Consider the following 12,674-nt stretch of genomic DNA (forward strand, 5'->3'; position numbering starts at 1 on the left):
TGTCTGAACCTAACGTGAGCCGTCGTGCTTTTGCTGATGAATTAGGGGTTAAATCAATTAATCCTATCGAGCAAGATTTAGCGGCCTATGTTGATGAATGGACAGGTACTAAAGGTGCTGACGTGGTATTTGAAGTATCGGGTGTTAAGCCTGCTATTGATGCTATGACGCAAATCGCTGGTCGTCGCGGACGTATCGTCATGGTTGCTATCCACAGTACCAAGCCTGAAATTGACCTATTTCAATTCTTCTGGAAAGAATTAGAGTTATTAGGTGCCCGTGTATATGAAGCTGCGGATTTTGAATGGGCAATACAGCTTATCGCCTCTGGCGAAATTGATCTTAAACCTTTCATTAGTACCATTAGTCCCTTAGCGGACATTGGTAGCGCATTTGCTAATATGGACGGTAATCCACAAGGCATGAAAGCCCTTGTTGAATGTAACGCAGAATAATAAAGGCTGTTGAAATGAATAAGATGTTTGAAAAATTTAACCTTGCCGGCAAAGTTGCCTTAGTCACTGGCTGTAAACGTGGTATAGGTAAAGGTATCGCCTTAGGCTTAGCTGAAGCCGGTGCCGATATTATTGGTGTGTCAGCTAACTTAGAGCTTGAAGGTTCTGAGGTTGAAAAAGAAGTTAAAGCCCTAGGCCGTAATTTTAAAGGCTATCAATGTGATTTTGCTAAGCGTGAATCCTTGTATGCCTTTATTAAACAAGTCAAAGCCGACTTCCCTAAAATTGATATTTTGGTGAATAATGCCGGTACTATTTTACGTGCGCCCGCGGCTGAACATGGCGATGAGTTGTGGGATCAAGTGATTGACGTAAACCTCAATTCACAATTTATTCTGAGCCGTGAAATTGGTAAAGACATGGTAGCCCGTGGCGACGGTAAAATTATCTTTACCGCGTCCTTGTTAACCTTCCAAGGTGGCATTACGGTACCGGGTTATGCTGCAAGTAAAGGCGCTATCGGTCAGTTAGTGATGGCATTGTCAAACGAATGGGCAGGTAAGGGCGTTAACGTTAATGCTATTGCGCCTGGTTATATTGATACCGACAATACCGAAGCCCTACGTAAAGATCCTGAACGTTCTGCCGCTATTTTAGGGCGTATTCCTAAAGGTCGTTGGGGTAAACCTGAAGACTTCCAAGGCCCAGCGGTATTTTTGGCGTCTGAGGCTTCCACTTATGTTAATGGTGCTATCTTGTTAGTCGATGGCGGATGGATGGGGAGATAATCCAGATGAGCGAACAAAATCTAACGTTGCAGGAGCTGAAATTTCACAATAATGTCAATTTTATTGGCGGCGAATATATTCCTTCTAAAGCCAATGGCATTATCGAAATTTTGAGTCCTGCCAGCGGTAAAGTGATTGGTGAAATACCAAAGGGCTGCGCTGAAGATGCTCAACATGCCTTGCAAGTGGCTAATGCGGCACAAAAATCATGGGCGAAATTAACCGCCCGTACGCGCCAGAAAATTTTGCGTAACTTTGCCAACAAAATCCGAGAAAATAAACATATTCTGGCGCCCATGCTGGTGGCAGAGCAGGGCAAACTGTTATCGGTTGCCCAAATGGAAGTGGACGTTACCGCGACCTTTATTGATTACGCTTGTGATCACGCTTTAACTATTGAGGGCGACATTCTGCCTTCAGATAATCCAGACGAAAAAATCTATATTCATAAAGTACCACGTGGTGTCGTGGTGGGTATTACCGCTTGGAATTTCCCCTTAGCCTTGGCCGGTCGCAAGATTGGTCCTGCGTTAATTACCGGCAATACCATAGTGTTAAAACCGACTCAAGAAACACCCTTAGCTACCACCGAACTTGGCCGTTTAGCCAACGAAGCGGGTATTCCGGCTGGGGTATTAAACGTGATCAATGGTACGGGCTCGGTAGTGGGGCAAGCCTTGTGCGAAAGCCCTATCACCAAAATGATTACCATGACGGGCTCAACCGTAGCCGGTAAACAGATTTACAAAACCAGTGCCGAGTATATGACCCCTGTCATGCTTGAACTGGGTGGTAAAGCACCTATGGTGGTGATGGATGATGCTGACTTAGATCAAGCGGTTGAAGGCGCATTATGGGGCCGTTTTGCTAACTGTGGTCAGGTATGTACTTGTGTTGAACGCTTGTATGTTCACGAAGCCGTGTACGAGCAATTTATGGCTAAGTTTTTACCACAGGTGAAAGGTTTGATAGTAGGTGATCCTATGGATCCCGCCACACAAATGGGGCCTAAGTGCAACCAACGTGAAATAAACAATATCGACCACATAGTTAAAGAAAGCATTAAACAAGGTGCAACAGTAGCAACCGGTGGTAAAACCGCGAAAATAAGTGGTTTTGAAGGTGGTTGCTGGTATGAACCCACAGTACTTGTCGATGTTAAACAAGACAATATCGTGGTGCACGAAGAAACCTTTGGGCCTATTCTGCCCATCATTAAGGTGAGCAGCATGGAGCAAGCCATTGAATATTGTAATGACAGTATTTACGGTTTAAGCGCTTATGTTTATACGCAAAACTTCTTCAACATTAATAAAGCCATTAGCGAGCTTGAAGTGGGTGAGGTTTATATTAATCGTGGTATGGGTGAACAACATCAAGGTTTCCACAACGGCTGGAAACAAAGCGGTTTTGGTGGAGAAGATGGCAAGTTTGGCCTTGAACAATACCTAGAAAAGAAAACCGTGTATTTGAACGAAAAATAACTGACATTAATAGTAGAAGTGAATCACTTCATTTTTACTAACTTCTTTATATGCTTTTCGTTGATATAAAGTATTTAACCGATAATGAATCCATTATCGGTTTTTTCATATTCAGGACCAAGGGGCCACTATTAATTAAAAGAGGCAACTTGATAAAGCCTCGCTGAGACCCTCTAAAACTAACCTATAGAGCTGACTGGACGTAATAATAACGGAATTTTACGAAAATGAATTTTACTAAAAATAACTCAAATATTTATAATAAAACGTTAATCAGTTTCTTGCTCATTCTTGTGTTGGCCTGTCAGGTAAAAGCTACTACACCTCAAGTTATCAATGGTGCAGCCATAAGTGGCTCTTTGGATGAATCTAAGCCCAATATCGTTATTTTTTATGTTGATGATTTAGGTTATGGCGATGTGGGTAGTTATGGTGCTAAAGGTGTTAAAACACCTAATATTGACGCACTTGCGGCCAATGGCATTAAATTTACTGATGCTCACAGCTCATCAGCCACCTGTACACCTTCACGTTATTCATTGCTTACAGGAGAATACGCTTTTCGAAATAAAGCCTCAGTATTACAAGGTGATGCAGCTCTGATAATTTCTCCGGGGCAGCCAACATTGGCAAGTCTGGTTAAAAAGTCGGGTTATCACACTGCTGTTATAGGTAAGTGGCACTTAGGTTTAGGTGATGGCGCTACAGCTATTGATTGGAATAATAAAGTAAAGCCAGGCCCTTTAGAAATTGGCTTTGATTACAGCTTTCTTTTACCTGCAACCGGTGATCGAGTTCCTGCGGTTTATTTGGAAAATCATCATGTGGTTAATCTCGATAAATCTGAGCCTTTATCGGTGAGTTATAGCGAAAAAATAGGCCACCGTCCTACAGGTTATGAAAATCCTGAACTACTAAAACAAACAGCCGACAGTCAACATAATAAATCTATTATTAACGGCATAAGTCGTATTGGTTGGATGAAAGGAGGTGAATCTGCTGAGTGGAAAGACGAAGACATTTATCAAGTACTCACCAATAAAGCGAGCCACTTTATTAGTAAAAACAAAACGGAGCCTTTTTTCTTGTTTTTCTCTTTTCACGATATCCACGTTCCTCGAGTGCCTAACAAAAAATTTCAAGGAACAAGCACCATGGGTGTGCGTGGCGATGCCATTGCGCAAATGGACTGGGTCACCGGCGCAATTGTTGATCACATTAAAAGTTTAGGCATTTTAGATAACACACTGATCTTATTTACCAGTGATAATGGACCCGTACTCAATGACGGTTATGGCGATCAAGCGGAAAAATTACTTGGAGAACATCAGCCAGGAGGTATTTATCGTGGAGGAAAGTACAGCGCATTTGAAGCCGGTACGCGTGTTCCTACAATAATCCACTATCCAAATAAAGTAGCGGCAGGTGTCAATAATGAACTCATGAGTCAAATTGATATTTATGCTTCTATTGCGGGAATTTTAAATATTCCTTTGGCGAGTAATGAAGCTATCGACAGTGAAAATTATGCAGACACATGGCTGAATCACCAAGCCAAAGGAAGAAGCGAATTGATTGAAGAGGCCTACACTTTATCACTACGCTCAACCATGGATTCTAAACAATGGAAATACATCTCACCAACTGAAAAGCTAAACGAATGGGTGATGGCACTAAAGAACATAGAACCAGGCTTATCTGCATCCCCTCAGCTTTATAACTTAGCTAGTGATCCTGAAGAAAAACATAATGTTGCCGACCAGAATAGCGTTACTGTTAACAAATTAGCAAAACGTCTAAACGTGCTAGTTAACCGCAAAACAAGAGAATGATTCATTGTAACCAAAGCTCATCCCCAAACGTTTACCAAGGAGCAATTATGCACAGATATGTGACAGTTAGGTCTTTAATACTTTGCTTGCTTATATGCGTGCAGACCGCGCAAGGCGATACTTCTGTTTCATTGAGTGGCGAGCTTAAAAAATGGCACAGTATCGCGCTGACATTTGCTGGGCCTAATGTCGCAGAAACCGATACCAATAATCCATTTTTAAATTACCGACTAAACGTAGAATTTGTTCATAGTGGAACTGGTAAACGCTACCTTGTTCCTGGTTTTTTTGCGGCCGACGGTGATGCTGAGAATACGGGAGCCGTTGCGGGTGATAAATGGCGGGTGAACTTTCGTGCAGACGAAGTGGGAGAGTGGCGATGGCGCGCGACCTTTCGTAAGGGAGCTTTTGTCGCCATTTCGGACCTCAAGTTGACTGGATTTAGTGCCGGTTTTATGGATAGGCAACGTGGTTCGTTTACGATTCAATCGAGCGATAAAAAATATCCAGATTTTCGCGCCCGAGGCCGTCTGGAATATATTAATGAGCCGTATTTAAGATTCGCAGAAACCGGTGAGTATTTTATTAAAGCAGGTCCAGATGCACCGGAAAATCTGCTGTCCTATGTGGATTTCGACGGTACTTTTCATACCGATGGGCATAAAGATGAGCTTGTCAAAACATGGCAAGCACATTTGAATGATTGGAAAAAAGGTGACCCAAGTTGGAAGGGCGGCAAAGGCAAAGCGATTATAGGTGCATTAAATTACCTTTCTAATAAGGGCATGAATTCAATTTCATTCTTAACAATGAACATCATGGGCGACGACCAAAACGTGTTTCCTTATGTTGACTACGATACTTATGATCGAATAGACGTTTCCAAGTTGGCTCAGTGGAATGTGGTGTTCGAACATGCACAAAATAAAGGTCTATTTCTGCATTTCAAAACTCAGGAAGTTGAAAATCAAGGTTTGTTAGATGGCGGCGGTGTGGGGATGCAGCGCAAATTGTACTATCGAGAATTAATAGCACGTTTCGGTCATCACCTAGCCTTAAATTGGAATATGGGGGAAGAAAATGGTGAGTGGCATCCCTATAATTTAACGCCTCCGCAAACCACAAGTCAGCGTTTAGCAATGTCACGCTATTTCTTTGAACACGATCCCTATCATCATCATCTAGTTATTCATAACGGAAAGAGTTTCGATGATATAACCGGCGAAGATAGTTATTACACAGGCGCTTCTTTGCAAACACACAGAGAAGATTTTAGCGCTGTACACCAAGAGGTAAAGAAGATCAGGTCTTTGCCGCTGGTTAATGGTCGGACGCTCGCCGTTTCAGTGGATGAGCCAGGTGACGCAGAACATAGCTTGTTGCCCGACGCAGAAGATTCAGAACACAATTTGGCTAGAATGAATGGTTTGTGGGGAGCTCTAATGGCAGGTGCTTGGGGCACCGAGTGGTATTTTGGCTACAAACACCCTCACTCCGATCTAACGGCGCAGGATTGGCGGTCCCGAGATAAATTTTGGGATCAAGCACGTTATGCGCTTGATTTTTTTAAGCTAATTGATGTGCCTTATCAAAATGCAGTAAACCTAGATAATCATGTGGGCTCTGATGATAATGCATGGGTATTAGGTGAAGAGGCTGAATTTTATATCGTGTATGTAAAAGATGCGTCTAAAGAAGTGGAGTTGAAATTGCCGTTCGGCTTGGCCGAATATTCTGTTGTTTGGTTTAACCCAAAAACGGGTGGAAAATTTCAGAGAGGTACAATAAAGACACTAAGTGTGACGAAAGAAGAGGGGCAGTATTGGGATAAAAGCCCACAAACTATAGGTTTTCCTACTCAAGACCGCAACCAGGATTGGGTGGCTTTGATTCAACGGATCTAGGCTTGATCGTACGGTTTGTAGGAGAAGAAGTATGAGAGTATAAATGCATCTTGCAGGCCCATTTCTATTGGACTTTTATCATGACTGTCTTGTTAACTAGTGTTTAAATATCAAATGATTAACCTTAATTCAGGAGCAACTCATTAAATGTGGGCAGTTAATAACTGCTGCGCAAATATTTTCGCTTGCTTCGCCGCGTCTTTTTGTCCGCGTATCTGCGCCGCGATAATCGCGCCATCAGCCAACAGACAAAAAGCGTTGCTTAAGTATTGCTGATTCTCAGGTAAGTAACGGCTGAGTAATTGGCTGACACTATTTTTATGCCAAGCAGAAAAGCTATGGATAGGGTCTTGAATTTGCGGATATTCACCCCCGGCCTTAATAAAATTACAACCGTAAAAGTGTTCCGATTGGAACCAATTGTTGAGAGCGTCAAATAATGCTAATGCAGGATGGGAAGACTTGTTTTCTTGCATTGCTCTTTCGAGCATGGCGTAGAGTTGCTCATGTCGTTGTTGTAAAACTTCAAGAATAAGTTCTTCTTTACTCTTAAAGTGTTTGTATAGAGTGGCTTTGGAAACCCCTGAATCTGCAAGAATTCTGTCGATGCCAGTAGCGTGGTATCCATGCTGATTAAATAAGCGATAAGCGGTATCAATTAAAACCTGTTTTCTTGGCGTTGCCATAATGACCTCTGTTGCTGACCTAAAAATTATACACATAAATAATTGAAATGAACAGGTCTGTTCACTATCCTGCCTTTTATGGGTGAACAGACTTGTTCACCTTTGGGTTTGTGCAATTAACTTCCAATAATATAAAGGAGTCATTATGTGTAATAGTTCACAGGGTCAGACGGTTTCAAAAACACAATCTGCTACTCACGGCGTACATCATTTAGGTTTAAGTGTTATTGATGTTAAACAAGCCGCGCAGTTTTTTTGCGAAATATTGCATTTTAAGCAGGTCGGCGAAAAGCCCGATTATCCAGCGATTTTTGTCTCGGATGGTAGCGTCATGTTGACGCTATGGCAGACACAAGACCAGCCAGTAGCTTTTGATCGCCACCAGAATATTGGCCTACATCATTTCGCTCTGACAGTAAAAGGTACGAGCCAGTTAGTAGAATTGTATCAGCGATTGCTACAGCATCAGGATGTAGAGATTGAATTTGCTCCCGAATCACTGGGTAATACACCCGCGCAACATTTAATGTGCCGTATCCCCGGCGGTCTGAGAATGGAATTAATTGCGTTACCGGGAGAATAATGATGTCTGTTGAAGGATTCCACACTGGGGAGCGACAGTTACAACAGCGTATTGGCGTTGAAGATAAAATGACAGAAGTGGGGAAACGTTATTTGAGGCCGTATTTATTAGAACAACATCAACTGTTCTTTAGTTTGCTGCCGATGCTTTTTATAGGCGCTGAAGATAATGCTGGTGCCATTTGGGCTTCAGTTTTATATGGAGAGGAAGGCTTTATTTCCTCACCCAATCCTCACAAATTGCATGTTGAAGCTAGATTAGATGAGTACGACCCACTTTACGGTGAATTAGAACCATTAGCGTATATTGGACTTTTGGGAATTGAATTTTCAACTAAACGTCGTAACAGAGCAAACGGCTTGTTGCTAAGACAATCTTGCAGCAGCATGGTGATTGAAATAGAACAAAGTTTTGGCAATTGTCCTAAATATATTCAGGCACGTGAAAAATACAGGCTTGGAGGTAACCTGACCGCTGCGGCATTTAGTTTCACTTTTTTCAACGCCGATACTATTGAGCGTATTCAGCAAATGGATACGTTTTTTATTGCCACTGGAAGTCAAGGCAAGGGTGCAAGCATTAACGAACCACAAGGTGGAATGGATATCTCCCATCGTGGCGGGCCAAAGGGGTTTGTGCAAATCATCAATGATTCGACTCTGGTGTTTGCAGATTATCCAGGAAACAATTTTTTCAATAGTTTTGGTAACCTGCAGTTGGATAAAAGAGCTGGATTGTTGTTTATCGACTTTGAACAAGGGCATCATATTTATCTGACCGGTACTGCTGAAGTGCGTTGGTCACAGGATGGGGCAATGGTGATTGAAGGCGCAGAACGAGAAGTGCATTTTACATTGCAAGCCGGCAAGATAGTCTTTAATGCCAGCCCATACCGATGGCATATAGGAACGTAGATACTCATTGAACTCTATGTTCCGTGTCCAAAAGCCTAACAAAAAACGCTGGTTTGGATTAGCCCTAACTCGATCTGTTAATTGGTATGAATTAATCTTAACAGTGCTTATTTATCGGGTGCTCAGGCTATTCAAATATTCACCGTGGCTGGGCAGGTGTTGCACTTTAGCCGCAATGTCTTGTTCGATTTGTTGTAAAAAATCTTGTAGTTCAGTTTCAGACAATTCGTCGGCCAAGCCATGGTGTTGTTCTGCGATCAGCCCCTGACCTATCATCACCTGTAACCAGGAATCACCAAATATTTCGTTTTTGCGTTGCACAAAACGCCCAGTCTTTTTAAATAAGTCCATTCTCGATTTAAGCGAAGCGGGGATCGTCATATTTTTACAGAAGTGCCAAAAAGGCGAGTCTTGCCGTTCTGTCTGACAATAGTGCAGTACAATGAAATCTTTAATATCGTTGTAATCATTCAACATGTAATGGTTGTATTCATCTACTTCCAGCGCATTAATGCCATTACTGGGAAAATACTTAATTAACTGCATGATCCCTTGTTGAATTATGTGGATAGCAGTTGATTCTAAGGGTTCGATAAAACCACCGGCTAGGCCAATGGCTACACAGTTTTTGTGCCACTGCTTTGCTCTGCAACCGGTTTTAAATTGTAACTTTCGAGGCTCAGTGAGCATTTCTCCTTCAATGCTGGATAACAACAATGCTTTTGCTTCATCGTCACTCATATATTGCTGTGAATATACTATGCCATTACCCATCCTATGTTGCAGAGGTATGCGCCATTGCCAGCCAGCATGGTGGGCGATTGATCGTGTATAAGGTGCTGGCGCTTGGGAAAGTTTAGTTTGTACCGCTATGGCACTGTCCATGGGTAACCAGTGTGACCAATCAATAAACGGCGTGTTTAAGGTTTCATTGATCAGCACGCCTTTAAAGCCTGAACAATCAATAAAAAGTTCTCCAGTTACGCAATTGCCGTCGGCTAATTCCAGCGAGGTAATATCGCCGCTAGCAGAATCGGTATGAACCTGCTTTACCATGCCCTCGATGCGAGTCACGCCGTTTTCTTCAGATACTTGTTTTAGTGTTTTTGCATATAAGCTGGCATCTAAATGGTAAGCGAAGTTTAGGCCGCCTTGTTGGTGGGCAAACTTGTGGTTTAAACCTGCCATGGCTTCAAAGTTGTAGTGACTAAAAGGCTTACTAAAGCCTAAATCAAGTCCTCGTTTCCAATATTCATGAAAGCCCGCAGCCCACATACCCGAACCTGTAGAGCCAAATCCATGAAAATAACTTTCGCCATCTTTATGCCAGTTTTCAAAATTAATCCCGAGTTTAAAACTGCCCGACGTTTTTTTAACAAAATTAGTTGAATTGATACCCAGCATATCGTTAAAAAAGTGCAGACTAGGAATAGTCGCTTCACCCACACCTATGGTGCCAATTTGCTCGGATTCGACCAATTTAATATTGAGGTTTTTTAAGGCTTTTGACAGCAGAGCGGCAGTCATCCAGCCAGCAGTACCACCACCTAAAATCACCACATTATTCACTTTTTCATTCATTCGGGACTCTCTACATCAGGCTCAACATTGTATGTTTAAACATAAACACTCGAGACAAAAAAGGGAGTGTGACATTGAGCGTTTTTAATATTACTTTAGTATATTGTTAACAATAACTGATGGCGTAGGGAAAGAACAGCAATAAGCTTAGTGAGGCGGTTATTTCACTTTTGTAGTGTCTAAATTTTATTTATAGAATTTGTAGATTGCATAATAAAATGCTCATACAAAGACCTGCATATGGCTTGGGTGTTATGCTTAACTAAGAGCAGTTTTTAAAACAAGAAAGTACATGATGAACACAGTTTTTCTCGACAGAGATACTTTTAATCAAAACGTTGATTTGTCGGCAATTGAACTACAGTCCAGTAGCTTGCGCTGTTACTCTATGACGCAGCAAGATCAAGTTGTTGAGCGTTGCCGCGATGCACACTGCATTATCTCCAATAAAGTGCTGTTATCGGCTGCCAACCTCAAACAACTGCCTAATTTAAAACTGGTATGCATTGCCGCAACGGGCACTAATAATATTGATTTACCAGCAGCTAAAGCCTTGGGCATTGCCGTGGTGAATGTGGCGGGTTATGCCAAACATACTGTGCCGCAATATGTGTTTGCACAAATTTTGGCTTATTACTCCAAAACTGAGCAGCATAACCGCAATACCCAACAAGGTTTATGGTCACAAAGTGAGATTTTTTGTGTATTGGGTGAGCCTATGTACCAACTAGCCAATAAAATCTTGGGTTTAATTGGTTACGGTGCTTTAGCGCAGGAAGTAGAAAAAATTGCCTTAGCCTTTGATATGCAAGTGTTGATAGCAGAACACCAAGGTGCCACTACCATCCGCCACGGTAGAGTGAGCTTTGAACAGCTGTTAAGTGATTCAGATATCATCAGTTTACATTGCCCGCAAACCCCAGAAACAACAGGTTTAATTAATCAAGCTGTGCTGCAGAAGATGAAGCCAAGCGCCATGTTAATTAATACCGCTCGCGGCGCTTTAATTGACAATCAAGCTTTATTAACAGCCTTACAAACCAAACAAATTGCTTATGCTGTATTAGATGTACTTGAGCAAGAACCGCCGCCCAAAGATCATATACTACTTAATGCTGGTTTAGATAATTTGACAATCACCGCCCATATCGCTTGGGCCTGCCAAGAAGCTCAACAAGAATTGATCAACATTATTGGGCAAAATATACAGAGTTTTAAACAGGGAGGAGGGTTAAATAGGCTTGTTTCTTGATGACATACGGCACACAATGCTACACTTTCGAATATGAAAACATTCGATTGGAATCCTGATAAAAATAAGCTCTTAATTGAGGAGCGTGGCATCTCATTTGAAGATGTTATTTATCATTTGCAAAATAACGGCCTGCTAGATGATTTGAAACACTCGCATCAGGAGAAATATCCGAATCAGCGAATTTTCATCATCAATATTGAGAACTATGCTTATCTAGTTCCCTATATTGAAACTGACGAAGAAATTTTCTTAAAAACAGTTATTCCTAGTCGCAAGGCTACCAAGTTATATAAAGGTGAAAAGCCATGAACAATGCAAAACTGGATCAAGCAGAACAAGACTTACTCGATGAATTTGAGAGTGGTAACTTTACTACTACGCTAACAGAAAAGCGTAAGTCCGAAATCCAAACATCGGCTGAGGATACTTTCAAAAAAGATAAACGTATCAATATTCGATTATCGGGACATGATTTATCCGCAATCCAGCGTCGAGCGCTGGAAGAGGGCATCCCATATCAAACATTAGTGGCTAGTGTCCTGCACAAATATGTCTCCGGCACCTTGCAAGATATTACAGCCAATAAACTTAATAAGCGCACGCGATAAAACTATGCTGTTTGTAAATACCTGAATAAGTAAGCCTCTTAACCATATTTTATTGGTTAAGAGGCTTTTATACCCAAGATACTTCAGCTATTAAGCCTTAGGAAAAGCATGGATCACTGGCCAGCCTGCAAACTGTTGGTCTTTGCCTGGTTTAGCCTTCCAATGCCAGCACTCTAGGGCAAAATGTTGTTGCTGGTGATTGACCCTAATTAAGCCATAACCTTCGGTTTTTAAGGCATTGTCTGCCAAAAACATACCCCATGATTGATTGCCTGCGGCAAAATCAGCATAGTTAATTTGCGGATTGGCCACTGCCAATACGCGCATTTTATTGCCAAAGGTATCGATAAAGTCACCGGTATTTGGGTCACCAACTCTGCTATTAGCCAAGCTACCATCACTTTCAAACCAACGTTGCCAAAACGCGGCTGCCGCTGGGCCTGCAAAAAACAGGGCGCCATCATCAAAGCTGTTAATACCTTGATGGGCGACTAGGGCTAAATGTTGATCACCCGCCAGTACCAAGGCTTGGGCGTCGGCAACTAACTGCACCGCACGGTTTCTGCCATCGGCGGGATAACCAT

12 protein-coding genes and 1 pseudogene are annotated in these 12,674 nt (G+C 42.1%); 10 read left to right on the plus strand and 3 right to left on the minus strand.

Annotated features, from left to right (window positions below; all coding sequences use genetic code 11):
* From AX660_RS08510 to AX660_RS08530, 5 genes are all read left to right on the plus strand, one after another.
* A partial coding sequence (locus AX660_RS08510; protein WP_157884332.1) for a zinc-binding dehydrogenase occupies nt 1-455 on the plus strand: 455 nt, incomplete at its 5' end.
* Between the two features lie 23 nt (nt 456-478).
* Nucleotides 479-1,243 (plus strand): 2,5-didehydro-3-deoxy-L-galactonate 5-reductase, encoded by a 765-nt coding sequence (locus AX660_RS08515; protein ID WP_068376956.1) that lies wholly within the window; start codon nt 479-481, stop codon nt 1,241-1,243.
* Nucleotides 1,244-1,248: 5 nt separating this feature from the next.
* Complete coding sequence (gene aldA / locus AX660_RS08520) at nt 1,249-2,727, plus strand: aldehyde dehydrogenase (RefSeq protein WP_068375588.1); 1,479 nt, start codon at nt 1,249-1,251, stop codon at nt 2,725-2,727.
* Nucleotides 2,728-2,954: 227 nt separating this feature from the next.
* Nucleotides 2,955-4,559, plus strand: coding sequence for a sulfatase family protein (locus tag AX660_RS08525; RefSeq protein WP_068375590.1), 1,605 nt, complete (start codon nt 2,955-2,957; stop codon nt 4,557-4,559).
* A gap of 98 nt (nt 4,560-4,657) precedes the next feature.
* Entirely contained in the window at nt 4,658-6,463 is a 1,806-nt protein-coding gene (locus tag AX660_RS08530) for a DUF5060 domain-containing protein (protein ID WP_235594694.1), read from the plus strand.
* 143 nt (nt 6,464-6,606) lie between these two features.
* Here AX660_RS08530 and AX660_RS08535 read toward each other — a convergent pair whose 3' ends face one another.
* Nucleotides 6,607-7,149 (minus strand): TetR/AcrR family transcriptional regulator, encoded by a 543-nt coding sequence (locus tag AX660_RS08535; protein WP_068375592.1) that lies wholly within the window; start codon nt 7,147-7,149, stop codon nt 6,607-6,609.
* A gap of 145 nt (nt 7,150-7,294) precedes the next feature.
* Here AX660_RS08535 and AX660_RS08540 point away from each other — a divergent pair, with 145 nt between their 5' ends.
* The gene (locus AX660_RS08540; protein ID WP_068375594.1) at nt 7,295-7,732 is read left to right on the plus strand and encodes a VOC family protein; all 438 of its coding nucleotides are present in this window, start codon (nt 7,295-7,297) and stop codon (nt 7,730-7,732) included.
* Entirely contained in the window at nt 7,732-8,646 is a 915-nt protein-coding gene (locus tag AX660_RS08545; protein ID WP_082768817.1) for a PNPOx family protein, read from the plus strand. Before AX660_RS08540 ends, AX660_RS08545 begins: the two co-directional genes overlap by 1 nt.
* A gap of 111 nt (nt 8,647-8,757) precedes the next feature.
* Here AX660_RS08545 and AX660_RS08550 read toward each other — a convergent pair whose 3' ends face one another.
* Complete coding sequence (locus AX660_RS08550) at nt 8,758-10,227, minus strand: tryptophan halogenase family protein (RefSeq protein ID WP_068375596.1); 1,470 nt, start codon at nt 10,225-10,227, stop codon at nt 8,758-8,760.
* A gap of 292 nt (nt 10,228-10,519) precedes the next feature.
* On the opposite strand from AX660_RS08550, the gene AX660_RS08555 reads away from it, so the two are divergent.
* The 3 genes from AX660_RS08555 to AX660_RS08565 are packed head-to-tail and all read left to right on the plus strand — an operon-like array spanning nt 10,520 to nt 12,090.
* A complete protein-coding gene (locus AX660_RS08555) occupies nt 10,520-11,479 on the plus strand; it encodes a D-2-hydroxyacid dehydrogenase (protein WP_235594695.1) in 960 nt (319 codons plus the stop codon).
* A 33-nt stretch (nt 11,480-11,512) separates the two neighbouring features.
* Nucleotides 11,513-11,791, plus strand: a complete 279-nt coding sequence (locus tag AX660_RS08560) for a BrnT family toxin (RefSeq protein ID WP_068375598.1) — start codon at nt 11,513-11,515, stop codon at nt 11,789-11,791.
* Nucleotides 11,788-12,090 carry a hypothetical protein gene (locus AX660_RS08565; RefSeq protein ID WP_068375600.1) on the plus strand — a complete coding sequence of 101 codons (303 nt, stop codon included), beginning with the start codon at nt 11,788-11,790 and terminating at the stop codon, nt 12,088-12,090. Before AX660_RS08560 ends, AX660_RS08565 begins: the two co-directional genes overlap by 4 nt.
* 90 nt (nt 12,091-12,180) lie before the next feature.
* On the opposite strand, the pseudogene AX660_RS08570 reads toward AX660_RS08565, so the two are convergent.
* Nucleotides 12,181-12,674 (minus strand): annotated as a pseudogene (locus AX660_RS08570) (alkaline phosphatase D family protein); the annotation flags it as partial.

It is taken from the genome of Paraglaciecola hydrolytica, from assembly GCF_001565895.1.
GTDB lineage: Bacteria > Pseudomonadota > Gammaproteobacteria > Enterobacterales > Alteromonadaceae > Paraglaciecola > Paraglaciecola hydrolytica.